Here is a 22,967-nt window from a genome sequence, read left to right on the forward strand (position 1 = left end):
GCAGGGCCACTGCCGGGAGTTTAGCGGGGCCGCGCCGCGCAGTGTCAATCTGAAGAGCCGCCAAAATGGCGGCTTTGTCCGAAATTGCGGCAATAAGCCTAGCGGGTGAATACGGGCTGCGCATTCAACTGGCGCCGGTATAGGATGCTCCGGAAGACCGAGGCTCCCGAGCGACCACCGCTCTGTCTCGACCAGGAACATTCCGCCTGCAGCGCAGTTAAGGCGGCAAGCGCGCTCCCGAAAGATCCTCCATGAAAGCCTTTCGATGCCAAGTTTGCCGCCAGAGCATACTTTTCGAGAACACCAAATGCGAAAGTTGCGGGCACACGCTCGGCTATTTGCCGGCGCATGGCGCGATGACCGCAGTCGAACCTGCCGGTGACGGATGGCGCGCGTTCGCTGACGGAACCCGCGAATATCGCTTCTGCAAGAACTGGGAGCTGCACGGATGTAATTGGATGGTCGAGAAGGGCGGCCCTTCGGAGTATTGTGTTGCCTGCCAGCACAATCGAACCGTGCCTGACTTGTCGGACGACAAGCGCCACGCCGCGTGGCAGAAAATCGAAGCCGCCAAACGACGGCTCTTTTACAGCCTGATCAGACTGAATCTTCCTGCGCCCACGGCGTCCGAGAACGACGGCGAGCCGCTCGTCTTTGATTTTTTGGCGGAGGAGCCATCGAAGCGGCCGGTGCTAACGGGCCATAGCTCGGGGCTGATCACGATCGCCCTGAAGGAAGCGGACGATCCGGTCCGGGAAAAAATGCGCGACGATATGGGTGAGCCCTATCGTACGTTGCTCGGGCATTTCAGGCATGAGATCGGCCACTATTATTGGGATCGCATCGTGCCGCACTCCGAACATCTTAGGCCGTTTCGTGAGCTCTTTGGGGACGAGCGGGTAGACTATGCCGCCGCCCTAAAGAGACATTACGACGAGGGGCCTCCAGCCGACTGGCGACAGAAGCACATAAGCGCATACGCCTCTTGTCACGCGTGGGAAGATTTTGCGGAAACCTTCGCGCATTATCTCCATATCGTCGACACGCTCGAAACGGGTCGCAGCACGGGGCTCGTCGTGCGGCGGGATGACGGTTCTCCGGCGCGGGTCGATTTTGATCCCTACGGCTATCCCGACATAAATGAGATGGTCGACAGTTGGCTGGACATTTCGTTTGCGTTGAACAACATCAACCGATCGATGGGGCAGCCAGATATCTATCCCTTCGTGATTTCGCCGGTCGTGAAAGAGAAACTGGGCTTTGTCCAAAACCTTCTCATGGATCACGCACAGCGGCACGCCGCCGTCGCCGCGCCGCGCGCCGCGTGCTGCTAATCCATCCATTTGCGATACCAGGCCAGCTTGCAGGCGAACGCTCTTGATCTGCGCCGAAGCGGCAAGCATCCCAAAACGAAAGACCGGTTTGACGATGCGCCGCGCCGCTGCGATCAAAGGCGCAGGATGTGAGCATCGAGGCGCGCCTGTGCGTTCAGGCGCGGACGCGCGCCCCCGTTGCGGCGCCCGACGAGCCTTTGGAGAATCGAATGATCGTTTCGTCAGCTTCGGATTATCGAAAGGTCGCGCAGCGCAAGCTGCCGCGCTTCCTCTTTGATTATATCGACGGCGGGGCGAACGCTGAAGACACGCTGCAGGCCAATGTCGCTGATTTGAGAGCCGTGAATCTCAGACAGCGCGTGCTGAAGAACGTTTCCGACCTCAGTCTCGCGACGGAGTGGTTCGGTCAGCCTTCTGAGCTTCCCGTGATCCTGGCGCCTGTCGGGCTGAGCGGGATGTTTGCCCGTCGAGGCGAGGTGCAGGCGGCCAAAGCTGCGGCGAAGAAGGGCGTTCCTTACGTGCTATCGACGCTCTCGGTCTGTTCGCTCGAGGAAGTTACGTCGCAATGCAGCGCAGGAACCATCTGGTTCCAGCTCTACGTGCTCAAAGACCGTGGATTCATGCAGTCGATGTTGGAGCGCGCCCAACGCGCAGGCATAGAAAAACTTGTGTTTACGGTAGACTTGCCCGTGCATGGATCGCGCTACCGCGACGCCCATTCCGGGCTGTCAGGACCCTACGCCATGCAGCGGCGAATACTGCAGGCGATAACAAAACCCGCTTGGGCCTTTGACGTCGGGATCCGCGGACGACCGCACGATCTCGGCAATATCTCAGATTATCTCGGCAAGACGACCGGACTGCAGGATTACATCGGCTGGCTTGGAAAAAACATTGACCCGTCGATCAGCTGGTCGGACCTGGAATGGATCCGCGATTTCTGGAAAGGGCCTTTGATCGTCAAAGCGTATTGGATCCCGAGGACGCGCGGGACGCCGTGCGCTTCGGAGCGAACGGGATCATTGTTTCCAATCACGGGGGAAGGCAGCTCGATGGGGCGCTGTCGACAGTCAAAGCCTTGCCCCCAATCGCCGACGCCGTCGGAAGCGATCTTGAAGTGTTTGTCGATTCAGGCGTTCGATCGGGACTGGACGTGGTCCGCATGCTGGCGCTCGGCGCAAAGGGCGTCCTGCTCGGCCGAGCGGCCGCCTATGCGCTGGCCGCGGCCGGACAGGCGGGCGTCGAGAATATGCTTGAGATCTTCGCCAAGGAAATGCGTGTGGCGATGACGTTGACGGGCGTCACTTCGGTTGCGCAGATCGATCGGCGGATTCTCGCTTGATAGCAGGCGCGCATGGCCGTTCGCGCTCGATTGACGTTCTTGTGCGGCATCGACGTTACGTTTCGTGACCGCGCCGACTAAACAGCGCCAGCTCCTCGGCCTCACGCAAACAGATCGACCCGACCGTCGCCAAGCCGGTAAATTCCGCTCACGATTTTGAAGCGCTTTTCATTGAAAGCGGCGCTCAGCAAAGGCGTTGCGGTCTTCAGCGTCTCAACGCCGAGCCGGGCGTTTTCCATCGTCGCGTTTTCTAACTGATCGCCTGGACGGCCAGCGACTGCTTTGACGGCCGGGGTCAGAGCAGCGACGAGCGAGGGAAGGTGGCCAGGCAAAGTCGTATGGTCCTGGATTGAGGAAATTGCGGATTTAACAGCGCCGCAGGCTTCGTGACAGAGCACCAGAATGAGAGGCGTCTTTAGGACCTCCACCGCGTATTCCATGCTCGCAATATTGTCCGGGTTGGCGAAGTTGCCGGCGACGCGAACGACGAAGAGATCTCCGCGCGAACTGTCAAACGCGTATTCCGGCGCGATCCGCGAATCCGCGCAGCTGAGAATCGCGGCGTAAGGATTTTGTCCGCCGACGAGCGCCTCGCGTTCCGCGACGAAGTCGTGCCGTTTTGCGATGCCTTTCTGATATCGTCTATTGCCCTCCATCAGGCGCGCCAACGCCTCGTCCGGAGTCATCACGTTCTCAGGCTTGGGCGGCGCACTACTCTGCTTGGTTTGGTTTGACTGGGATTTGACGCCTTGCGCGCGCGCGCTTGCGGCGACCGTCAGCGCCCCCGCCGTGGCGGCGCCGAAGACAAAGGCTCTGCGGCGCATTTTGCTGCCATGAACGATATCGGCAAAGCCACACGCCTGACACATACGCGATCCTCCGAGAGAGAAAACAAGCGCTCTGCGCTGGTCGCGCAAAGATAGCGCCAAAACGATCGATATTGAAAGCGCCTACTCGAGCTCAGCTTTTTGACCAGCGGTCAAAATTCGCTTTGCCTTCAATGCTGACAAGGGCGCCATGCGAACGGCTGCCGCTGCCGAAGACCGATGGCGGGCCGATTGAGCAGGATGTGGTGTGTCTAATTTACCATAAAATTTACAAATCGCCTGTTGCAGGCACGCCGGGGAGCGTCGCTCACATTGTGGCCGCAACCTAAGTCGACGCTCTCACGTCCGCTGTGGACGAGTGGAGGCGTAACATGCGTCGGTCCCCTATGCATGGCCAAAAGGTCGGCGATGAAATCGGCAAATTGCTACGGCAAACGTACGACGACGTTCTTCGAGAGCCGCTTCCCGATCGGTTCCGCGATCTGTTGGAGGGGCTGGAAATGGACAGCGCTTGTCCGCGAATGGAATGCGGGGAAAGGCCGTTCTTTTTAGCGGAAGCGCGAGCGCGCGAAGACAGCGACGCCGCTGATGCGCTCACGGAGCGCTGACATTCTTGGCGCCTAGTGTCCTGGGCTCGGGTCATGTCAGCAGATCGCGTCGCCGTCATGCTAACTGAGTCTCTTCGCCGAAGCTACGGGAGGACAACATGTCGGTAAGAATTTTGATTGCCGGTATATGCGTCGCTGGCGTTTTGATTTCGGCTGCTGCTTTCGCTCAAACAACGCCAGCTGGCCCGGATTGCGCCGCCCAGGCAACGGAAAAGAAGCTGCATGGCGCAGCGCTGAAAAGTTTCATGAGAAAGTGCGACAGAGACGCCGTTGCAAGCGCCTGCGATGCCGCTGCTGCTGAAAAGAAGCTGGCAGGCGCAGCTCGGACGAGCTTCACGAAGAAGTGTGTCAGGGACGCTGCGGCGAAGCCGAGCGTCTATTGAATGCGTCTAGATTCTGCTGTTTTTCGCGCAAGTGATGGGGGCTCAGCCATCAGCAAGGGTGAAGCGATGAATGAGCCCCCCGATGACGGCGCCGACGAGCGGCGCGACCCAGAACAGCCAAAGTTGTTCAAGCGCCCACCCGCCGACGAAGAGCGCTTGGCTTGTCGAACGCGCAGGGTTCACGGAAGCGTTGGTGATGGGGATGTCGACCAGATGGATCAGCGCCAGCGCCAATCCGATGGCGATGGGCGCGAAGCCGACCGGCGCGCGGCCTTCGGTCGTTCCCAGAATGACAAGCAGGAAAAAGGCCGTCAGCACGATTTCAGCAAGAAGGCCAGACTGCCACGTGTAGCCGTTTGGCGAATGTTCGTCATAGCCATTAGCGGCAAAGCCGCTCGCGACCGAAAAATCGATGTTGCCCTGCGCGATCTTGAGCAGCACGAAAGCCGCAAATGTCGCGCCGAGAAGCTGCGCCACCCAAAACGGTCCGACCTCCTTCCAGGAGAAGCGGCCGGCCGTCGCGACGCCGAGCGTCACCGCTGGATTGAAATGGCCGCCGGATATGGGGCCGAAAGCGTAAGCGCCCGTCAGCACCGTGAGCCCGAAGGCTAGCGCCACGCCCAGGAAGCCAATGCCGAGCTGCGGAAAGCTGGCGGAAATCACCGCGCTGCCGCAGCCGCCGAATACGAGCCAAAAAGACCCAAGAAATTCAGCCAGAAGCTTGCGTGGAAGAGAATGCCGCATTTGAGTTCTCCATCTCCGCTGAACCAATGAATCTGTGAATAAAGCAAAATCTAGCGCAAAGCCTTGGTCTGTCGAGGGCCGAGATGCCGTGGCGTTGCCAAGCGGGGACTGCGCCGTCCTCCGAGATCCGAGTGGGAAAGGGCAGAAAGCTGCGCAAAAACTGATTTGTCGAAGACCTATCCGGGAACGGGACGCGGGACGCCGACATGTCCTAACGGACATTCGAGCGCGGCGCGGTCCCATCCGCCGGCGTCGGCGGCCGCCTCATATGTGCTCTGCAAAAAGCGAAGTAGCGTCGCATCTGGATGCTCGGCTTTTCGCACGATGTCATAGGGCAGGATGAATTCCTTGAGATCCTGGCTAAAAAATGCGCCGTCCGGTGCAACCGTCGCGCGATCGAATCCAGGCGGCGCGGGATAGGCGTAGGAATAGAAAGCGGGGAAATCGATCGAGCCGCCGCCAGGCCAGAAGCCGGCGCTGCTCACCTCATGCGAGTAAGCTTCGCGCACAACGGCGTCTGCAAGATTTGGAACGCCACCCGGATGGCGCGGCGCACGGCGACCGGAAAACCTCGTCACCGCCAAGTCAAAACTGCCCCAGAAAAAATGCACAGGGCTGACCTTGCCAACGAAGGCCGTGCGAAAGATTTTGAATACACGGTCGGCTTGTACAAGCAGTCTCCAAAAGCAGTTTGCATAAGCAGGATCGTAGTCAGCATGAATCCGGTCCTTAGTGAAGGGAAGCGCATCAGGCATCTCGTTGGGATGCTCATTGATATGGACAAAAATGTCCAACTCCTCGAGCGTGCTGAAAAGATCCGCGTAACAGTCGGCGACTGTCCGAGGTCGGAGCTGCAATTGGCGTTCTCCGCCATCGCTCGTCGTTATACGCAGCGCATGGTCTATGAAGTCGAAATCGATTTGGAAGGCTCTTGCGCCATATGCGATGGGCGACGTGGTGAGGCCTCGCGTCGTCACATACAGCGCAACGTGCCAGGAATGGTTTTGCCAGGGAGCAAGCGATAATCGAATCTTGCCGACGATCTGAGTCCAAAGATGCAGAGTCGTATAGGTCTCTCGCCAAGCGAAATAAGGCAATGCTGGCCACGCGTCTCGCTCAGCTTCGCTCACCTTCGTGGCAGTCATTCAGCTGGTCCTCCGCTCAAGACGCGACCAGTTCATGTACGCTGAACAGATTTAGCTCATCGTTCCACACGCGCAGAGGCGTCCACCCCGCCGACTGCGCGATCAGATGGAACTCCTCGATCGTGTATTTGTACGCGCTCTCGGTGTGAATCGTCTCCGCTTCCCGGAAGCGAATGTTTCTTCCCGCCACCCAGACGTCCTGATCCTTCAAACTGACGAGATGCATTTCAATGCGTCCTTCGAAGGGCTCGTAGGTCGCCGCATGGCGAAAAGCTTGAAGATCGAACGTCGCATCGAGCTCACGATTGATGCGCGCCAGAAGATTCAGATTGAATGCGGCGGTGACGCCATTTGCGTCATCGTAGGCTGCAACAAGCTGGCGAACGTCCTTTTTCAGATCGACGCCGATGACCAGCTTTCCGTGCGGCGAAAGCGTCTCTCGCATCGCTCGTAGCAACTGCGTCGCCTCCGCAGGGACGAAATTGCCGATCGTCGATCCAGGGAAAAATCCCAGTTTAGGCCGTTCCGCCAGCTCGAGAGGAAGCTCGATCGGATGCGAAAAATCAGCCAATAGCAGCTGAATGTTGAGTCCAGAAAATCGCGCCGTCAGCCGCTCTCGAGCATTTGTAAGAGCGCTCTCCGAGATGTCGATCGGCACATAGGCGTGTAGACGCCGCATGTGTTCGAGCAGGATTTCAGTCTTGATGCTCGAACCAGAGCCAAACTCGACGAGAACCGTCTCACCGAGCGCTCCCTCGAGTATCTGCATCGCATTGGCTGTGAGAATCCCAACCTCAACTCTCGTGGGATAGTACTCAGGCTGGCGCGTAATGTCTTCGAAGAGCGCGCTGCCTTTAGCGTCATAAAAGAAGCGACAGGGAAGAGTCTTCTTTGGCCGGGACAGGCCCTCGAGCACGCTAACGGCGAAGTCGTCCGCTTGCCGCACGAGCGGCGCTGAGCGTTCCGTCGCCTCTGACATCAGGCAATCTCCGAAGCGAGGCGTAGTCCCAGAAATTGCCAACGCTGATGCGGATAAAAGAAGTTGCGATAGCTCGGGCGGACGTGATTTTGCGGGGTCACGCAGGAGCCGCCGCGCAACACATGCTGACCAACCATGAACTTGCCGTTGTATTCTCCCAGCGCTCCTTCAGGGGCGCGATAGCCCGGATAAGGCAGATAGGCGCTCTGGGTCCATTCCCAGACGTCGCCGAACATCTGACGAGGCGATCCATTTGGTTCGGTTTCGGCGGGGCGCGGATGCAATGCAGCTGTTCCAAGAAAATTTCCCTGCTTGGGCGCTGTGGCCGCCGCGACCTCCCATTCGAATTCGGTCGGCAATCGCTTGCCAGACCAGCGCGCAAAAGCGTCGGCTTCGTAGTAGCTCACATGCGCAACCGGCGCATCGAGGCTTAGCGGCTGTAGTCCTTCGAGCGACATTTCAAACCACTCTCCGTCACGAGACTCCCAATAGAGTGGAGCATGCCAGTTTTCGCGACCGACCGCGGCCCAGCCGTCGGACAGCCACAGGGTCGCCGCCTCGTAGCCGCCGTCGGCGACAAACTCCAACCATTCCCTGTTTGTGACCAGGCGGTCCGCAAGCCGGAACGGGCGGAGGAGCACATCATGGCGGGGCCCCTCATTGTCCCAAGCGAAATCTTTGCCCTCGTGGCCGATCTGGTAGACGCCGCCGGCAAAATCAATCCAGCGTTGCGGTTCGCATGGCGCCGGAATGGCGCGCGGGTGGGTCGGGCGGTAGGCTGGCCTGAGGGGATTTGCGGCGAAAAGGGAGAGGATGTCTGTGAGCATCAACTCCTGATGTTGCTGCTCGTGATGAATTCCGACCTCAAGCGTATGGATCAAGGCTGGCGGCGCGTCGGTTTGCACAGCAAGCAGTTGCGCCAACGCCAGGTCGACATGCTGCCGATAGGCGAGGACTCGATCGAGCGACGGCCTGGTGAGAAGTCCGCGCTTCGGCCTCGGCTGCCGGGGGCCCTGGTGCTCATAGTAGGAGTTGAAGCAATAGTTGAACGCCTCGTCGAACAGCGGATAGCCAGTCAGATAGGGCGTCAAGACAAAGGTTTCGAAAAACCAGCTTGTATGAGCGAGATGCCATTTGGTCGGACTGGCGTCTTCCATCGCTTGGACGACCATGTCTTCGGCGCTGAGTGGAGCTGCAAGTTCGATGGAAAGTCTGCGGGTTTCGAAAAGACGATCGCTCAAGGCGCTGAGGGCGCTCGCCGAAAGCTGCGTAGCGAGGATCGAGGCTAATCCGCCCATCAACATCTCTCCAAGAAGCAAGCCGAACCCGAACTGCGACGCCGGACAAGATGAGCATATAGGGCGAGGCGATCCATCTAAGATCCGTGTAAGGACGGATCTCGCTGATCAGTCATCGAGTTCAGCATAGTGACGAAATATACCTTGCTCATTGAATTTCACCCGGCGATCGCTATCGAGGTAGGCGCGAATGCGCGGGCGTTGCGCGACCATCATACGAAGAGCGGACACGCGCGGCGACTCGGCCAGGATGGCTTTTGTTGTCTTGGGAAACGCATAGAGCAAGCCTTCGACGGCCTGGAACAGGGAGATATCTGCATAGCTTAAGGTATCGCCGACGAGATGCGAGTCGCCGTCGGGATTGCGTGCGAGAATCGTTTCGAACCAATCAAGATATTTTTGTATCCGTTCCTCACGGAACCACTTCGCTCTGCGTAAGGCCTCGGGTTTCTGCTCCTCGTAGTACAAATCGCCGCCCAACGGGTGATGCGTGTCGTGAGCCTCGCCGACCAAATCAGCGATCGTCAATTGAATTTGCTGAACCCAAAGCCTGCGCGCCGCATCTCTCGGAGCGAGATCGTGACGATCGCCGAGATAAAGCAATATTGCGGCGGTCTGTCCGACGAGCACATGTCCGTCTTTCAAGAACGGCGGTGCGAACGAAGGGTGGGCGAGGTCGGTCCGTTCGAGTAAGGCTATAAGCGTCGCCTCGGCGTTTGGCTCACGCGCCATATCGATATAGTTGGCGCCGGCTTCTTCCAGCGCGAGTCTGGCGAACTCTCCACGCCCCTGAATGCCGGGCCAATAATAGAGCTCATAGGACATGAGGGGGCCTGCAGTTTCGGCGACGCTGGAACGCTCCTGCGCTGGAGGCCGTCTCGAACGTCAATCGTTTGATGGCCAATAATGTTGCAACATATTCCTTGGGCCGCACACATCAAGTAGCGCCGATCTTTGAGGCGCATGGAAGGCCGGCGCAGTCGCGCGGCAGCTCTTTCCATCGTCGCGTGCGCAGTTACAAGCGGCCCATTGCATGACGAATTCTGCGCCACGTAAAAGACCTTAAAGATTCGCAATGTTCCATCGCGAACGGGCGGCTTCCAAATCCGCGGGCGCATCAATATCGATAAAGGCGCCTTCGTCGAAGACGTGCGCCTGCTTCTGAGAATTCTCGCTGTTCTGGAGCAATTGCTTGGCGCCCGGCGACCCAGAGAGCGCCGCCAGCGAAGGGAAGAATCGTCGGGGCCACAAGACGGGGTTGCGCTGCTTGCCCTCGGATGTCGTTGGATAGGTGATCAACGCTCCCCGGCTTTCCATAAAGACGGTCATCAAGTCCTTGATCAGATCTGATGTCAAAAAGGGCAGATCGCCCGGGACGACAAACGCCCCTTGTGTTTGCTGGCCGAGCGCCATTATGCCGACCGCGATCGACGACCCCATGCCGCTTTCCCAGTTCAAATTGCGTGCAAATCGAAGCGGCCACCCTGCGGATGAGCGGCTTCCCGCCAAGGTCGGAAAGAAGTTTGTTGTTCTCCCCAAATCGCTTTGAGGCGCCAGCAGCCAAGAGCACAGCTGCAATATTCACCCTTGCCTCGTTTCGCGCGCGACCTGCACAATCTCCGCGAGAATGGAGACGGCGATCTCAGCTGGTCCCTTCGCGCCAATCGGCAGTCCGACCGGGGCGCTGATGCGCGCGAGTTCCGCATCGTTGAAGCCTGCGGCGGCGAGACGTTGCAGGCGCTTGGCGTGTGTCCGCGTCGAGCCCAGGGCGCCAATATACAGGCAGTGCGAGCGCAGCGCCTCGGTGAGCGCTTCATCGTCAATGGCGGCGGCGTGGGTCAGAGTGACCACTGCGGTCCTAGGGTCGAGCCCCAAGGATTTCAGCGAGATTTCAGGCCAGTCGGTGAGACTTTTGAAATCGCCGAGGCGGTCGACGCTCGCAAAAGCGGCGCGCGGATCGACGACGACGACGTCGTAACCAATGCGGTTCGCCAAATCAGCAAGCACCTGGCCGACATGCGTCGCGCCAACGATGACGACGCGAACTGGCGGGGTGAGCGCGTGCAAGAAGACCGGAGCATCTCCAAGAGAGAGAAGCTGGCTCTCACACGAAACGAGGCATTGGGCGATCTCGGCCGGCATCGGCGCCCCGGCGTCGAATAGGCGCCGCTCGCCGGTCGCAAGCGTCGTGAGCACTGCAAGCGACGTCCGCGCGCGGCGCGCTGAAAATACTCTGTCGAGAAAAGCTGAATCTCGCTCACGCCGCAGAGGCTCGACATAGATGCTGATCGCGCCGCCGCAGGGCAGGACGGCCTTCCACGCCAGTTCCTCTCCGACTCCGAACTCTAGCAGCTTCGGTCTGTCGCGCGCCAGAACGTCCGCCGCTTCGGTAATCACGTCCACTTCGACGCAACCGCCGGAGACAGAGCCCTCGAATTGTCCGCCTGGACCGATGGCCATTTGGCCGCCGATCGGTACGGGCGACGAACCCCAGGTGGAGACGACGGTCGCCAGCGCCGCCTGTCCGAATTCCTCCAGCCATCTGCGGGCGCTGGTGAGAGCGTCTCTCGGCCGTCCGGGGTCTGGGACGTAATTCATTTACGCCGCGTGGTTGCTCGTGGGCTGCCTCAGCTCGAGCAGCTTATCGATGGTGATCGGTAGATCGCGGACGCGCACGCCGGTTCAAAGCGGACGTATTGGCGATCGCATCATGCTCCATGGCCACCAATCGTCCATCGTTCTCGGCTCCCAGTGTTAGCGTCTGGAGTGTTTGCGGACGATAGCCAAGCGTGAACATCTACTGGCGCGCAGCGTGACCCTGACAGATCGCTTGAGGCCAATGGCGGCGAGCGCCGCCATGAATAGCTGATAATTTGGCCTAAGACCGACTCCGAAGGCGCCGCCGACATAGGGAGACAAGACCCGCACTTTGTCCTTGGCCAGGCCGAACACGCTACACAAATATTCGTCGCAATTGGGCGCGCCCTGCGTTTTATCGTAGACCGTGAGGCGGGCGTCGTTCTCCCAAACCGCCGTGCTCGCAAAAGTTTCCATCGGGTTGTGATTGAGAATATGCTTCCAGGCTCACGTCGCGCGTGACTTGGCGCGAGGAGGCCGTGGTGAGGAGCACGATGCCGAACGGGTTCTTGCGACGCCGTCCGGCGCTCGATCGCGTCGATATCTTGGAGGAGTGTTCGAGGCCCCGAAATCCTGGGTCTATTTCTGTTCGACACACGCGCCGTTGATCGAGACCGTCATCTCATGGGAGGCGGCGTTCACGGCATATAATTCCACTGCGCCGGTGGAACGGTTGATGTTGCCTCCCTGATTCTTCTTATTTTTAAAGACGTAAAAGGCGTCATTCTTTCGAATGAGGGAAAAATTGCCGTCGAGGGCGCTGACGTTGCTCAGCTTCACCGCGGCGCCTCTTATCTCGATGGAAAATGGCGCGGACTGGCTTGAGTCGCTCTGTTGAGCCGAGACCTCGCATTGATATGTCACCGGCGCATCTTCAGCGAAGGCCCAACCCGAGCAGAACAAAGATATGATCGTCGCAACGGATAGTCGTGATTTCATTTCGCATGTCCTTTTCTTTGGAAGTGTCGCCCTGCGCGCGCCGATGGGCGTCAACCGATGTCGCTGGCAGGCGGCGCCGTTGTCGCGAGATCGGCGCCAACCCAATCTTTGAGAACGCATTTCGGATTCAGTTCGTCCATTTGGTGCGCGTCTTTGAACGGGTCTCTCGCGCCGGGGTTTCGTCGCGGGATCACCTGTTTGGACGCGAAAACAATTTTCCCACGCCGAGATCGGCCGCCAGGTTGAGAGGCTGCGAGGCGTTCTTGCGATTCGGCTAGGGCCAAGTCCCGGATTGTCGAGAACCATTTCGTTGGTTCTTCGAAAAAGCCACGTTAAAACAGCGAACTAGGATAGTGGTGGAGCCAGACGGAATCGAACCGACGACCTCTTCAATGCCATTGAAGCGCTCTCCCAACTGAGCTATGGCCCCGTTCTATTCGGACGCCTCTTGGGGGAGGCCGGACGGCTTGACGTCGTCGCGCGCTGTATAGTTCAGCCGCGCGTCGCCTGCAAGCCCGCTCAAAGGGGAGGGGCCGCCGATCCGCCGTGGCCGGACTATCGACGGGTCTGGCGATGAAGCGTCTGCGCCGGCCTCCAGACCACAGACGGTCGCCAGGGAGCCGTCATCGGCTGCAGGATGCGCGGTCGTTCGAGGGCAGATCGTCAGTGACGCGAATGCGCGCTCATGTGAAGACAGAGATCTCAGCGCTTCTCTGCGAGAAAGGAATTCACGGTTTCGAGGAATTTCGCCACGGAAATCGGTTTCGACAAATAGGCTTCGCAGCCGCCCTGCAGGATTTTTTCCTCGTCGCCCTTCATCGCAAAGGCGGTGATCGCGATGACGGGAATGGCGCGCAGATCATCGTCCTCCTTGAGCATGCGGGTGACCTCCAGGCCGCTGATCTCTGGCAGCTGGATATCCATCAGGATCAGATCCGGCTGATGGCTGCGCGCGAGGGATATCGCCTCGAAGCCGCTCTTTGTTTGCAGCGTCGCATGGCCGTTGGCTTCCAAGAGATCATTAAAGAGCTTCATATTGAGCTCGTTATCCTCGACGATGAGGATGGTCTTGGTCATTTCCCTTCGGCCCGTGTTTCGTCGTGCGATCGATCGATTCCACCTAGCATAGGCGGATTAATGAAAAGCGCCAGAAATCCGCGCATTTCTAATGGTTTTGCGATCGGGCCATGCTTGCGGGCGCTTCGAGGCTCCTCTAAACGGTTCGGACCATAGGGCGCAGCCCGGAGCAGGGTTCAAGCTCCGCTTAGGCGAATAGCTGCAGGTTCAGCAGCGCTCTCGCTCGCGTTGGAGGCGCGAGTCCATGACGCTTCTGAGTCCATGACGCTTCTCATGCCGAAGCCCGAGCCGGCGATAATGTCGCGGCGCAATGAACTCATTGCGCGACTCGGGGCCATACTGCCTCGCGAAAGCCTGATCGTCGACGAGGTCGCGCGTCGCGCTTATGAATGCGACGCGTTCACCATGTATCGGGCGCTCCCGCTCGTCGTCACGCTGCCGGAGAGCGTTGAACAGGTGCGCGCGATCATGGCGCTCGCCGCCGAAATGAACGTCAAGGTCGTGCCCCGCGGCGCCGGCACGTCGCTGTCTGGCGGTTCGATGCCGCTCGAGGACGGCATTCTTCTCGGCATGTCCAAGTTCAATCGAATTCTCGAAATCGACTATGAGAACCGCTGCGCGCGCGTCCAGCCTGGCGTTCAAAATCTCGCGATCTCCAAGGCCGTTGAAGCGCAGGGCTTCTATTATGCGCCGGATCCGTCGTCGCAGATCGCCTGTTCGATCGGCGGCAATGTCGCCGAGAACGCCGGCGGCGTTCACTGCCTGAAATATGGCCTGACGACCAACAACATCCTCGGGCTCGACGTCGTGCTGATGGGGGGCGACCTGATCAGGCTCGGCGGCAAGCATCTCGACAGCGAGGGATATGACCTCATCGGCCTGATGACCGGCTCCGAGGGATTGCTCGGCGTCGTCACGGAGGTGACCGTGCGGCTGCTGCAAAGGCCGCCTGTTGCGCGGGGGCTGCTGCTCGGCTTTGCGAGCGTGGCGGCGGGGGCGCGCTGTGTCAGCGCGATCATCGCGCGCGGCGTCATCCCCGCTGGCCTCGAAATGATGGACAAGGCGACGATTCATGCGGTCGAGCGCTTTCAGCCCTGCGGCTATCCGCTTGACGCGCAAGCGCTCGTCATCGTCGAGCTCGATGGGACACAGGCCGAGGTCGATCATCTCGTTGGCGTCGTGCAGGATATCGCGCGCGAGGAAGGCGCAACCACGATACGGGCTTCCACAAGCGAGGCCGAGCGCCTGCAGTTCTGGGCAGGACGCAAGAACGCCTTTCCGGCGGTGAGCTGCATCGCGCCCGACTATCTTTGCATGGACGGCACCATCCCGCGGGCGCGGCTGCCGGAAGCGCTCGCCGGCATGGATCGGCTCGCCAAAGAGCAGGGGCTGAGCGTCGCCAATGTCTTTCACGCCGGCGACGGCAATCTCCACCCGCTCATTCTCTATGACGCGTCAAAAGAGGGCGACGTCGAACGCGCGGAAAAGCTCGGTTTCGACATCTTGCGCCTGTGCGTCTCGCTTGGCGGCGTTCTCACTGGCGAACATGGCGTTGGCGTCGAGAAGCGTGACCTCATGGGCGAGATGTTCACCGAGGTGGATCTCGCCCAGCAGATGCGGCTGAAATGCGCTTTTGACCCGGAGGGCCGGCTCAATCCGGGCAAGGTGTTTCCGACGCTGCATCGTTGCGCTGAACTCGGGATGATGCGTGTCTCGGGCGGTAAAATGCCTTTTCCCCACCTGCCGAGATTTTAGCGATGCAATCCGCTTGCGCGACGCTCGAAATCCGCGACGAAGCGGACGCGGTCGACGCCATTTGCGCGGCGAAAGCGAAAGGCGACTGCTGCGCGATCGTCGGCGGCGGCTCCAAGTCGGGGCTCGGCCGCTACGCGCCGCAAGCGCAGGCGCTCTCCACAGTGGCGCTGACAGGCGTGACGCTCTATGAGCCCAATGAACTCGTGCTCTCGGCGCGCGCCGGCGTTCCTCTGAGCGAGATCGAAGCGCTGCTGGACCAGCACGGGCAACAGCTCGCCTTCGAGCCAATGGACTATGGACTGCTCTTTCGCGCAGAAGCGGGCGGCGCCACGATCGGCGGCGCCATCGCGGTGAACGCCGCCGGGCCGCGGCGGATCAAGGCGGGCGCGGCGCGCGATCATCTGCTCGGGTTCCGCTGCGTCACCGGTCGCGGCGAGCAGGTGAAATCCGGCGGCCGCGTCATGAAGAACGTCACCGGCTACGATCTCTCCAAGCTTGTCTGCGGCTCCTACGGCACGCTGGCGCTCCTCACCGAGCTGACGCTCAAGGTGCTTCCAAAGCCGCAGACAGAATGCACGCTGTTGGCGATCGGCGCCCATGAGGCGGAGAGCCTCGCGCTGCTGCGCCGCGCCACCGCGACGCCCTGTGAGCCTTCAGCGCTCGCAATGCTGCCGGCCGGCGCCGCGCCCTTGGCGCTGAACGCCAATGCGGCCGCCATACGGCTGGAAGGTCCGGCGATTTCCGTAACGGCGCGCCGCGATGATCTCGTCGGGCGACTGGCGCGCGGCGGGCTCCGATTTGAGACGCTCGACGAATACGACTCGAAGACACTGTGGCGGGGTTTGCGCGACGCTGCGCCCGTCGCCGCCAAGGTCGGCCAAGTCTGGCGTATGTCCGTCGCGCCGAGCGAAGGTTTCGCGGTTGTCGAGCGCATCCGCCGCGCGGGCGCGCCGATGCTTGCGCATTTCTACGACTGGGCCGGCGGACTGATCTGGCTGTGCCTCGAGACCGCGCCTGACGCGTATGCCGCCGTCGTGCGCAGCGCGGTGGACGCCAGCGGCGGCCATGCGACGCTGATCCGTGCGAGCGAAGAGGTTCGCGCGACGGTCGACGTCTTCCATCCGCAACCGGCGGCGCTCACGGCGCTGACGCGCCGCGTCAAGAACAGCTTCGATCCAGCGCATATTTTGGAGCGCGGCCGCATGCGCGCGGAGTTTTAAGAGACGATGCAGACGTTCTTCTCGCTGCAGGCGCTCGCCGATCCCGAAATGGCGGAAACGGAGAAGATTCTGCGCGCGTGCGTGCACTGCGGATTCTGCTCGGCGACATGTCCGACCTATCTTCTCACCGGCGACGAGCTCGACGGGCCGCGGGGCCGCATCTATCTCATCAAGGAGATGTTCGAGAAGGAACGGCCGGCTGACGCGCGCACGGCGCTTCATATCGATCGTTGTCTGTCATGCCTCTCCTGCATGACGACATGTCCTTCGGGCGTGCATTTCATGCATCTCGTCGATCACGCCCGGGCGCATATCGAAAAAACATATGCACGACCCTTCATGGAGCGCGCCATGCGCGCGGCGCTCGCTTTCGTCTTGCCTCGTCCTTCTCTCGCGCGACCGCTGTTTCGCGTCGCAGCGGCGATCCGCCCCTTGGCGCGCTTCCTGCCGCGCCGACTCGCTGCGCCGTTCGCGCTGGCGCCGTCCAGCCTTCCGCCTGTTTCCAGCGTCGATGCGCCGCAGGTCTTCGCCGCGCAAGGCGCGCGCAAGATGCGCGTTGCTCTACTCAATGGCTGCGTTCAGACGGTCATCGACACGTCGATCAATGCGGCGACGATACGGCTGCTCACGCGCCACGGCGTCGAGGTCGTCGTCGCGAAGGGCGCCGGCTGCTGTGGGGCGCTGCCGCATCATCTGGGAAAGATGGACGACTCGCTACGCTATGCGCGCGCGAACATCGACGCCTGGACGCGCGAAATCGACTCAGGCGGACTGGATCATGTGGTCATCAACGCTTCGGGCTGCGGCACGAGCGTGAAGGACTATGGCCATATGTTCCGCAACGATCCGACTCTCGCGGACAGGGCTGCGTGCATCTCGGCGATGACCAGAGACGTGACGGAGCTGATGACTGAGATTGGCTTTGCGCCGTCGGTCGACGCGCCGAAACTTCGAGTGGCCTACCACTCCGCCTGCTCTCTGCAGCATGGGCAGAAAATATCGCAAGAGCCGGTCGCGCTGTTGACCGCCGCTGGCTTTAATGTCGTCTCCGTTCCCGAGGGTCACATCTGCTGCGGCTCGGCGGGAACCTATAATGTGCTGCAGCCGAAGCTGGCCGGTGCGTTGCGGTCGCGAAAGGTCGCAAATATCGAGAGCGTCGCGCCGGACATTGTCGCTGCGGGCAACATCGGCTGCATCGTGCAGATCAGGTCGGGTACGCCCGTCCCAGTCGTCCACACAGTGGAATTGCTCGACTGGGCGAGCGGAGGGCCAAACCCCTACAGCGCTAAAGAAAACCTGATATGATTCGTGGCAGAGGAAGATCGCGATGCCACTGCTGGATACCTTGCTTGCCAAACGCGCGGAAGTTCTGAATGCCGCGAGTCGGCACGGCGCCTCGAATGTCCGGCTTTTCGGATCGGTCGCTCGAAGGTCGGAAACGCCCTCGAGCGATGTGGATATTTTGATCGATCTGGCGCGAGACCGCAGCTTCTCCGATTTCCTTGCGCTCGCCGAGGAGTTGGAAGAGCTGATCGGTCGAAAGGTCGACCTCGTCACCTCGCGGGGCCTCAGTCCGTATTTAAAACCGTTCGTCGAAAAGGAATTGCTCTGGCTCGAAGCTGACGGCGGCTGTTTGCAAAACGAGCACTACTGACGGGATTGCCTGTGTCATTCCCGACGCGCGCGAAGCGAGCGATCGGGAATCCAGAGCCAGGTCAAAACTCATGGATTGATTCTGGATTCCCGGTCGGACCTTCGGTCCGCCGGGAATGACACGTCATGTGAACCGACCTAGCGGATCCGTGTAACTCGGGACTAACGCAAAAACCCCACGATATCCTTCACCGCATTCATATTCTCACGGGCGATGGCGCGGGCGCGTTCCGCCCCGTCGCGCAGCACGCCGTCGACATAGCTCTCATCCTCACGAATGCGGCGCATTTTGTCGGTGATCGGCGCGAGCTTGGCGACGGCGAGATCGACAAGCGCGCTCTTGAAGGTCGAGAAATTGGCGCCGCCGAATTCGCCGAGCACTTCGGCCTTGCTGCGGCCCGAAAGCGCCGCGAAGATGCCGACGAGATTATAGGCCTCGGGGCGCCCTTCGAGGCCCTTTTCCTCGGAAGGCAGCGCGTCGGGGTCGGTCTTCGCCTTCTTCACCTTCTGCGCGATCTGATCGGCGTCATCCGACAAATTGATGCGCGAATAATCCGAAGCGTCCGACTTCGACATTTTCTTCGTGCCGTCGCGCAGGCTCATCACCCGCGTCGCGGGGCCGGAGATCAGCGGCTCGGGCAGGGGAAAGAAGGCCTCCCCAAAGCCGTTGCGCGCGATCGATTCCGAGAAGTCGTTGTTGAACTTCTGCGCGATATCGCGCGCGAGTTCGAGATGCTGCTTCTGGTCGTCGCCGACCGGCACATGCGTCGCGCGATAGATCAAAATGTCCGCGGCCATCAGCACCGGATAGTCGAGCAGGCCCATGGAGGCGTTCTCGCGATCCTTGCCGGCCTTGTCCTTGAACTGCGTCATGCGGTTGAGCCAGCCGATGCGCGCGACGCAATTCAGAACCCAGGCGAGTTCGGCGTGCTCCGGCACCTGGCTCTGATTGAAGACGATGTTCTCCTTGGGGTCGATGCCGCAGGCGATGAAGGCGGCGGCGATCTCGCGCGTATTCGCCTTCAGCGCGATCGGGTCCTGCGGCACCGTGATCGCATGCAGGTCGACGACGCAATACATGCAGTCGAAGTTCTTCTGCAGCTCGACGAATTTGACGATCGCGCCGAGATAGTTGCCGAGATGCAGATTGCCGGTGGACTGCACGCCCGAGAAGACGCGCTGAGGAAATGTGGACATGTGATTGGCCAAGGGTTTTGGGTTTGGCCGGTCTTATGGCGAGAAGCGCGCGCAGGCGCAAGTGCCGTGCATTTTACAAAATAAACCGGCTCAAATCGCGGTTCTTCGCCAGATCGCCGATATGCTCCTCGACATAGGCGCCGTCGATCACGATACGGTCGCCCGCGCGGTCGGACGCCGAGAAACTGATGTCGTCGAGCACGCGCTCCATGACCGTCTGCAGGCGCCGCGCGCCAATATTCTCGACTGAGGTGTTCACCTGAACGGCAACCTTGGCGATCGCGTCGACGGCGGACGGCGCAAATTCGAGCGTCAGGCCCTCCGTGCCCAGCAGCGCGGAATATTGCTTCGTCAGACAGGCCTCGGTTTCGGTCAGAATGCGGCGGAAATCGTCTTCATTGAGCGAGGCGAGTTCGACACGAATTGGCAGGCGCCCCTGAAGTTCCGGCAGCAGGTCTGAGGGCTTCGCCACATGGAAGGCGCCGGAGGCGATGAACAGCACATGGTCGGTCTTCACCGTTCCATGTTTCGTCGCGACCGTCGTGCCTTCGATGAGCGGCAGAAGATCACGCTGCACGCCTTCGCGCGAGACGTCGGCGCCGCCGCGGCCTTCGCGCGCGCAGATCTTGTCCATCTCGTCGATGAAGACGATGCCGTTGTTCTCGACCTCGTGGATCGCCTCGCGGACGCTCGCTTCCTGATCGATCAGCTTGTCGCTCTCTTCGGCGATCAGAGGTCCCTGCGCCTCTTTGACCGAGAGTTTGCGCGGCTTGCCGCGCTGCATCGCCTTGCCGAAAATATCGCCGAGCGAGAAGGCGGAGACGCTCGCGCCGGGCATGTTCGGCAGTTCGAACATCGGCATCGAGGAGCCCGACTGCGTCAGCTCGACTTCGATTTCCTTGTCGTCGAGTTCGCCCGCGCGCAGGCGGCGCCGAAACGTTTCACGCGTGCCAGGTGACGCGGCGGGCCCCACCAGCGCATCGAGCGTGCGCTCTTCGGCCGCTTGCTGCGCGCGCGCCTGCACGTCCTTGCGGCGGCGCTCCTTGACCATCACGATGGCGACCTCGATCAGATCGCGCACAATCTGTTCGACGTCGCGGCCGACATAGCCGACCTCGGTGAATTTCGTCGCTTCGACTTTGATGAAGGGCGCATTGGCGAGACGCGCGAGACGGCGGGCGATCTCGGTCTTGCCGCAGCCTGTCGGTCCGATCATCAGGATGTTCTTGGGCAGCACCTCTTCGCGCATCTGGCCTTCGAGCTGCAGCCGCCGCCAGCGGTTGCGCAGCGCGATCGCCACGGCGCGCTTGGCGTCGCTTTGCCCAACGATATAGCGATCAAGTTCGGAAACGATCTCGCGCGGCGAGAAGTCGGCCATGGTGAGTTCCTTCGGAACGGCAGTAGGCAGGGCAGTAAGCAGTAGACAATCGGCTGTGGGATATTCGTCATTGCCGACCAACGATTGCCGACCGCCTTAGATCTTCTCCACCACCACATTCTGGTTGGTATAGACGCAAATCTCGGAGGCGATCACCATTGCGCGGCGGGCGATGGCTTCGGCGTCGAGGGATGAATCGAGCAGGGCGCGCCCGGCGGCGAGCGCGTAGTTTCCGCCCGAACCAATGGCGGCCACCGCGCCTTCGCCCGTGCCTTCCGGCTCAAGCACGTCGCCGGAGCCGGTGAGCACGAGGCCGACGCTCTTGTCGGCGACGAGCATCATCGCCTCGAGGCGCCGCAGATAGCGGTCCATACGCCAGTCCTTGGCGAGTTCGACGCAAGCGCGCATCAATTGTCCGGGATATTGCTCCAGCTTCGATTCAAGCCGTTCGAAGAGCGTGAAGGCGTCGGCGGTCGCGCCGGCGAAACCAGCGATCACGTCGCCCTTGCCCAGACGGCGCACTTTCTTGGCGTTGCCCTTCATGATCGTCTGGCCGAGGCTGACCTGGCCGTCGCCGGCGATCACCGTTTCTCCGGCTTTCTTGACGAGGATGATTGTCGTCGCATGCATGGCCGCAAAGCGGTGTTGTTCGCTATCCATTCGCCGTATCCAGCCTGAGATGTCCAGCCGATGTAAGGTTTGGCGGCGATTTGAGCAAGGGCGGAGCGGCGGCAGGGCAGCCGCGCTCTTCGCTAGTCGGGCTCGGATTTAAAACGCCAGACTCACTCGCGCGGCGCGCCGGCGAGCGGCGCAGGAAAATCCAGGACCTCGCGCGTATAGGTCTCATGCACCTCGGAGAGAGGACGTTGATCGCGCGCATAGACCACGGCGGTGTGCTCGAAGAGGTCGTGCGGAATGGAGAGCGCGCCGCTGGCCTTTTCAGGCGAGGCCGTCGGGACGGCCGAAAGCTCCCAGCCTTCGGGCAAGGGCGACCAGCGCATCTTCATGTCGATGGTGCGACGGAACGGCTGCAGCGGCGCGATGGCCTTGCCGAAGGGCGTTTCCGTCATCTCCAGCGCGCGGTTCATTTCATCGGAAAGGCGCCCAGGCACATACCAATTGTCAGCCTCCGAGAGCACGTGATCGCCGCAGGCGAGCTGCACGCGCCGATATTTCACCGGCTCCTCGTCGCTGACGTCGAGCCGCCGGCGGGTCTCCGCGCTCGGCTGCTGCTCGATCCCAGCAACGCGGCGAGCGACGATCTTGGGCTCCGCGGACATCTTGTGATCGGCGCACCATTTCTCGAGCGTCGCCGTCGCGCTGCGGCTTGCGAGCAGGGAGGCATTGAGCGTTTCCATGAGCGCCAGCGCTTCAACGCGCGACACGAAGCCGTCCCGCCAAGGCTCGCCGGCGGCCGGAATGGACATCAAAGGCGCCGCGAGGAGCGCCAAACCGAGCCTAAGTCGCATGTTTTCAAGTCTCCTGGCGCCCGCGCGGCGATTCTCGCCACGACTTCGCTGCGGTGCCGGCCGCCACCGGCCAAAGTCGCCGCCGCTGAGGCATTTAGCGTCTTCTTGATGCGTTGTCGCGAAGCTACAAGCGCCTGCCGGCGTCGGAGATATTGCCGTGGTCGCGCTTAACCAGGGAATCGACGCGAACAGACGGACCATTCTTTGTTTTGTGTCCGATCTGCCGACAAGCGGCGTTCGTTGGCGCGCATCTCGCTTCTCTTTGACGCCCGAGCGGTTCGGGTGGCGAATCCAGGGCGGAGTTGCTACAAGCTGGCCGCTTGCGGCCGGAGTCGCCGGAAACGCCGGTAGGGCCCAAGAAAAGGCTGGAAATGCGCAGCGCGACGATCGAGCGCAACACCAAGGAAACCAAAATCACGGTCACCGTCGACCTCGACGGTGACGGCCGCTCGGATATATCGACCGGCGTGGGATTTTTCGATCATATGCTCGACCAGATCGCTCGTCATGCGCCGCTGGATCTTGCCGTGCGCGCTGAGGGCGATCTGCACATCGACGGTCATCACACGGTCGAGGACGTCGGCATCGCCATCGGCCAGGCGGTGGATCGCGCGCTTGGAGACCGCAAGGGCATTTCCCGCTACGGCGACGCGCATGTGCCGCTCGACGAGGCCCTGACCCGTGTCGTCGTGGACGTTTCGGGGCGGCCCTTTCTTGTTTACGAGGTCGCATTTCCGGCGCAGCGGATCGGCGGCTTCGATACCGAGCTGATGCGCGAATTTTTCCAGGCCTTTGCGGTTCACGCCCAGGTCGGGCTGCACATCGAATGCCTGCGCGGCGTCAACAGCCACCATATCGCCGAAAGCGCCTTCAAGGGCTTCGCGCGCGCCTTCGGCAAGGCGGTGGCGATCGATCCGCGCCGCACGCAGGGGGAAGCGCCTTCCACCAAGGGAACGCTCACCGCCTGAGAGAGGCGAGTGAC

General features: G+C 61.0%; 22 protein-coding genes, 1 tRNA gene and 2 pseudogenes. 9 read left to right on the plus strand and 16 right to left on the minus strand.

Annotated features, from left to right (window positions below; genetic code table 11):
- Nucleotides 1-251: 251 nt before the first annotated feature.
- Nucleotides 252-1,334: a zinc-binding metallopeptidase family protein gene (locus HUN39_RS00630; RefSeq protein ID WP_175092591.1), complete on the plus strand. Its 1,083-nt coding sequence runs from the start codon at nucleotides 252-254 to the stop codon at nucleotides 1,332-1,334.
- Nucleotides 1,335-1,543: 209 nt separating this feature from the next.
- Nucleotides 1,544-2,676 (plus strand): annotated as a pseudogene (gene lldD, locus HUN39_RS00635) (FMN-dependent L-lactate dehydrogenase LldD).
- Between the two features lie 101 nt (nucleotides 2,677-2,777).
- On the opposite strand, the gene HUN39_RS00640 reads toward lldD, so the two are convergent.
- Entirely contained in the window at nucleotides 2,778-3,545 is a 768-nt protein-coding gene (locus HUN39_RS00640) for a carbonic anhydrase (RefSeq protein WP_175092592.1), read from the minus strand.
- Nucleotides 3,546-3,889: 344 nt separating this feature from the next.
- On the opposite strand from HUN39_RS00640, the gene HUN39_RS00645 reads away from it, so the two are divergent.
- Nucleotides 3,890-4,111, plus strand: coding sequence for a NepR family anti-sigma factor (locus HUN39_RS00645; protein WP_232365849.1), 222 nt, complete (start codon nucleotides 3,890-3,892; stop codon nucleotides 4,109-4,111).
- 98 nt (nucleotides 4,112-4,209) lie between these two features.
- Nucleotides 4,210-4,494 (plus strand): PsiF family protein, encoded by a 285-nt coding sequence (locus HUN39_RS00650; RefSeq protein ID WP_175092594.1) that lies wholly within the window; start codon nucleotides 4,210-4,212, stop codon nucleotides 4,492-4,494.
- A gap of 42 nt (nucleotides 4,495-4,536) precedes the next feature.
- On the opposite strand, the gene aqpZ is transcribed toward HUN39_RS00650, so the two are convergent.
- From aqpZ to HUN39_RS00705, 11 genes and pseudogenes are all read right to left on the minus strand, one after another.
- Nucleotides 4,537-5,238, minus strand: a complete 702-nt coding sequence (gene aqpZ, locus HUN39_RS00655; protein ID WP_175092595.1) for an aquaporin Z — start codon at nucleotides 5,236-5,238, stop codon at nucleotides 4,537-4,539.
- A gap of 176 nt (nucleotides 5,239-5,414) precedes the next feature.
- Nucleotides 5,415-6,383 (minus strand): DUF5996 family protein, encoded by a 969-nt coding sequence (locus HUN39_RS00660; RefSeq protein WP_175092596.1) that lies wholly within the window; start codon nucleotides 6,381-6,383, stop codon nucleotides 5,415-5,417.
- 16 nt (nucleotides 6,384-6,399) lie between these two features.
- The gene (egtD, locus tag HUN39_RS00665; protein ID WP_175092597.1) at nucleotides 6,400-7,362 is read right to left on the minus strand and encodes an L-histidine N(alpha)-methyltransferase; all 963 of its coding nucleotides are present in this window, start codon (nucleotides 7,360-7,362) and stop codon (nucleotides 6,400-6,402) included.
- Nucleotides 7,362-8,666: an ergothioneine biosynthesis protein EgtB gene (gene egtB / locus HUN39_RS00670; protein ID WP_175092598.1), complete on the minus strand. Its 1,305-nt coding sequence runs from the start codon at nucleotides 8,664-8,666 to the stop codon at nucleotides 7,362-7,364. Before egtB ends, egtD begins: the two co-directional genes overlap by 1 nt.
- A gap of 102 nt (nucleotides 8,667-8,768) precedes the next feature.
- Nucleotides 8,769-9,485, minus strand: a complete 717-nt coding sequence (locus HUN39_RS00675; protein ID WP_175092599.1) for a glutathione S-transferase — start codon at nucleotides 9,483-9,485, stop codon at nucleotides 8,769-8,771.
- 237 nt (nucleotides 9,486-9,722) lie between these two features.
- Nucleotides 9,723-10,245 (minus strand): annotated as a pseudogene (locus HUN39_RS00680) (nucleotidyltransferase family protein).
- Nucleotides 10,242-11,258: an XdhC family protein gene (locus tag HUN39_RS00685; RefSeq protein ID WP_175092600.1), complete on the minus strand. Its 1,017-nt coding sequence runs from the start codon at nucleotides 11,256-11,258 to the stop codon at nucleotides 10,242-10,244. Before HUN39_RS00685 ends, HUN39_RS00680 begins: the two are co-directional and overlap by 4 nt.
- Before the next feature lie 156 nt (nucleotides 11,259-11,414).
- Nucleotides 11,415-11,714, minus strand: coding sequence for a molybdopterin cofactor-binding domain-containing protein (locus HUN39_RS00690; RefSeq protein ID WP_408631382.1), 300 nt, complete (start codon nucleotides 11,712-11,714; stop codon nucleotides 11,415-11,417).
- Between the two features lie 162 nt (nucleotides 11,715-11,876).
- The gene (locus HUN39_RS00695) at nucleotides 11,877-12,236 is read right to left on the minus strand and encodes a hypothetical protein (protein ID WP_175092601.1); all 360 of its coding nucleotides are present in this window, start codon (nucleotides 12,234-12,236) and stop codon (nucleotides 11,877-11,879) included.
- Nucleotides 12,237-12,590: 354 nt separating this feature from the next.
- Nucleotides 12,591-12,666, minus strand: a tRNA-Ala gene (locus tag HUN39_RS00700).
- 272 nt (nucleotides 12,667-12,938) lie between these two features.
- On the minus strand, nucleotides 12,939-13,313 hold the full coding sequence (locus HUN39_RS00705; RefSeq protein ID WP_175092602.1) for a response regulator: 375 nt from the start codon (nucleotides 13,311-13,313) through the stop codon (nucleotides 12,939-12,941).
- Between the two features lie 261 nt (nucleotides 13,314-13,574).
- Here HUN39_RS00705 and HUN39_RS00710 point away from each other — a divergent pair, with 261 nt between their 5' ends.
- Genes HUN39_RS00710 through HUN39_RS00725 form a run of 4 tightly spaced genes read left to right on the plus strand, consistent with a single transcriptional unit; the run spans nucleotide 13,575 to nucleotide 17,942 of the window.
- Nucleotides 13,575-15,068 (plus strand): FAD-linked oxidase C-terminal domain-containing protein, encoded by a 1,494-nt coding sequence (locus HUN39_RS00710; protein ID WP_175092603.1) that lies wholly within the window; start codon nucleotides 13,575-13,577, stop codon nucleotides 15,066-15,068.
- A gap of 2 nt (nucleotides 15,069-15,070) precedes the next feature.
- On the plus strand, nucleotides 15,071-16,288 hold the full coding sequence (glcE, locus tag HUN39_RS00715) for a glycolate oxidase subunit GlcE (RefSeq protein WP_175092604.1): 1,218 nt from the start codon (nucleotides 15,071-15,073) through the stop codon (nucleotides 16,286-16,288).
- A 6-nt stretch (nucleotides 16,289-16,294) separates the two neighbouring features.
- A complete protein-coding gene (glcF, locus tag HUN39_RS00720) occupies nucleotides 16,295-17,593 on the plus strand; it encodes a glycolate oxidase subunit GlcF (RefSeq protein ID WP_175092605.1) in 1,299 nt (432 codons plus the stop codon).
- 22 nt (nucleotides 17,594-17,615) lie between these two features.
- Nucleotides 17,616-17,942: a nucleotidyltransferase family protein gene (locus HUN39_RS00725; RefSeq protein WP_175092606.1), complete on the plus strand. Its 327-nt coding sequence runs from the start codon at nucleotides 17,616-17,618 to the stop codon at nucleotides 17,940-17,942.
- A gap of 161 nt (nucleotides 17,943-18,103) precedes the next feature.
- Here HUN39_RS00725 and trpS read toward each other — a convergent pair whose 3' ends face one another.
- From trpS to HUN39_RS00745, 4 genes are all read right to left on the minus strand, one after another.
- A complete protein-coding gene (gene trpS / locus HUN39_RS00730) occupies nucleotides 18,104-19,138 on the minus strand; it encodes a tryptophan--tRNA ligase (protein WP_175092607.1) in 1,035 nt (344 codons plus the stop codon).
- A 73-nt stretch (nucleotides 19,139-19,211) separates the two neighbouring features.
- A complete protein-coding gene (hslU, locus tag HUN39_RS00735; RefSeq protein ID WP_175092608.1) occupies nucleotides 19,212-20,516 on the minus strand; it encodes an ATP-dependent protease ATPase subunit HslU in 1,305 nt (434 codons plus the stop codon).
- A 96-nt stretch (nucleotides 20,517-20,612) separates the two neighbouring features.
- Entirely contained in the window at nucleotides 20,613-21,176 is a 564-nt protein-coding gene (gene hslV / locus HUN39_RS00740; protein ID WP_175092609.1) for an ATP-dependent protease subunit HslV, read from the minus strand.
- 122 nt (nucleotides 21,177-21,298) lie between these two features.
- On the minus strand, nucleotides 21,299-21,985 hold the full coding sequence (locus HUN39_RS00745; RefSeq protein WP_175092610.1) for a hypothetical protein: 687 nt from the start codon (nucleotides 21,983-21,985) through the stop codon (nucleotides 21,299-21,301).
- 371 nt (nucleotides 21,986-22,356) lie between these two features.
- Here HUN39_RS00745 and hisB point away from each other — a divergent pair, with 371 nt between their 5' ends.
- The gene (hisB, locus tag HUN39_RS00750; RefSeq protein ID WP_175092611.1) at nucleotides 22,357-22,953 is read left to right on the plus strand and encodes an imidazoleglycerol-phosphate dehydratase HisB; all 597 of its coding nucleotides are present in this window, start codon (nucleotides 22,357-22,359) and stop codon (nucleotides 22,951-22,953) included.
- The last annotated feature ends 14 nt before the right edge of the window (nucleotides 22,954-22,967 follow it).

The organism is Methylocystis silviterrae (assembly GCF_013350005.1).
GTDB classification, from domain to species: Bacteria; Pseudomonadota; Alphaproteobacteria; order Rhizobiales; family Beijerinckiaceae; genus Methylocystis; species Methylocystis silviterrae.

Coding starts and splice junctions, on each gene's coding strand:
- HUN39_RS00630 (WP_175092591.1), top strand. CDS start 252: ATGAAAGCCTTTCGATGCCAAGTTTGCCGCCAGAGCATACTTTTCGAG.
- HUN39_RS00640 (WP_175092592.1), bottom strand. CDS start 3,545: ATGTGTCAGGCGTGTGGCTTTGCCGATATCGTTCATGGCAGCAAAATG.
- HUN39_RS00645 (WP_232365849.1), top strand. CDS start 3,890: ATGCATGGCCAAAAGGTCGGCGATGAAATCGGCAAATTGCTACGGCAA.
- HUN39_RS00650 (WP_175092594.1), top strand. CDS start 4,210: ATGTCGGTAAGAATTTTGATTGCCGGTATATGCGTCGCTGGCGTTTTG.
- aqpZ (WP_175092595.1), bottom strand. CDS start 5,238: ATGCGGCATTCTCTTCCACGCAAGCTTCTGGCTGAATTTCTTGGGTCT.
- HUN39_RS00660 (WP_175092596.1), bottom strand. CDS start 6,383: ATGACTGCCACGAAGGTGAGCGAAGCTGAGCGAGACGCGTGGCCAGCA.
- egtD (WP_175092597.1), bottom strand. CDS start 7,362: ATGTCAGAGGCGACGGAACGCTCAGCGCCGCTCGTGCGGCAAGCGGAC.
- egtB (WP_175092598.1), bottom strand. CDS start 8,666: ATGTTGATGGGCGGATTAGCCTCGATCCTCGCTACGCAGCTTTCGGCG.
- HUN39_RS00675 (WP_175092599.1), bottom strand. CDS start 9,485: ATGTCCTATGAGCTCTATTATTGGCCCGGCATTCAGGGGCGTGGAGAG.
- HUN39_RS00685 (WP_175092600.1), bottom strand. CDS start 11,258: ATGAATTACGTCCCAGACCCCGGACGGCCGAGAGACGCTCTCACCAGC.
- HUN39_RS00690 (WP_408631382.1), bottom strand. CDS start 11,714: ATGGAAACTTTTGCGAGCACGGCGGTTTGGGAGAACGACGCCCGCCTC.
- HUN39_RS00695 (WP_175092601.1), bottom strand. CDS start 12,236: ATGAAATCACGACTATCCGTTGCGACGATCATATCTTTGTTCTGCTCG.
- HUN39_RS00705 (WP_175092602.1), bottom strand. CDS start 13,313: ATGACCAAGACCATCCTCATCGTCGAGGATAACGAGCTCAATATGAAG.
- HUN39_RS00710 (WP_175092603.1), top strand. CDS start 13,575: ATGACGCTTCTCATGCCGAAGCCCGAGCCGGCGATAATGTCGCGGCGC.
- glcE (WP_175092604.1), top strand. CDS start 15,071: ATGCAATCCGCTTGCGCGACGCTCGAAATCCGCGACGAAGCGGACGCG.
- glcF (WP_175092605.1), top strand. CDS start 16,295: ATGCAGACGTTCTTCTCGCTGCAGGCGCTCGCCGATCCCGAAATGGCG.
- HUN39_RS00725 (WP_175092606.1), top strand. CDS start 17,616: ATGCCACTGCTGGATACCTTGCTTGCCAAACGCGCGGAAGTTCTGAAT.
- trpS (WP_175092607.1), bottom strand. CDS start 19,138: ATGTCCACATTTCCTCAGCGCGTCTTCTCGGGCGTGCAGTCCACCGGC.
- hslU (WP_175092608.1), bottom strand. CDS start 20,516: ATGGCCGACTTCTCGCCGCGCGAGATCGTTTCCGAACTTGATCGCTAT.
- hslV (WP_175092609.1), bottom strand. CDS start 21,176: ATGGATAGCGAACAACACCGCTTTGCGGCCATGCATGCGACGACAATC.
- HUN39_RS00745 (WP_175092610.1), bottom strand. CDS start 21,985: ATGCGACTTAGGCTCGGTTTGGCGCTCCTCGCGGCGCCTTTGATGTCC.
- hisB (WP_175092611.1), top strand. CDS start 22,357: ATGCGCAGCGCGACGATCGAGCGCAACACCAAGGAAACCAAAATCACG.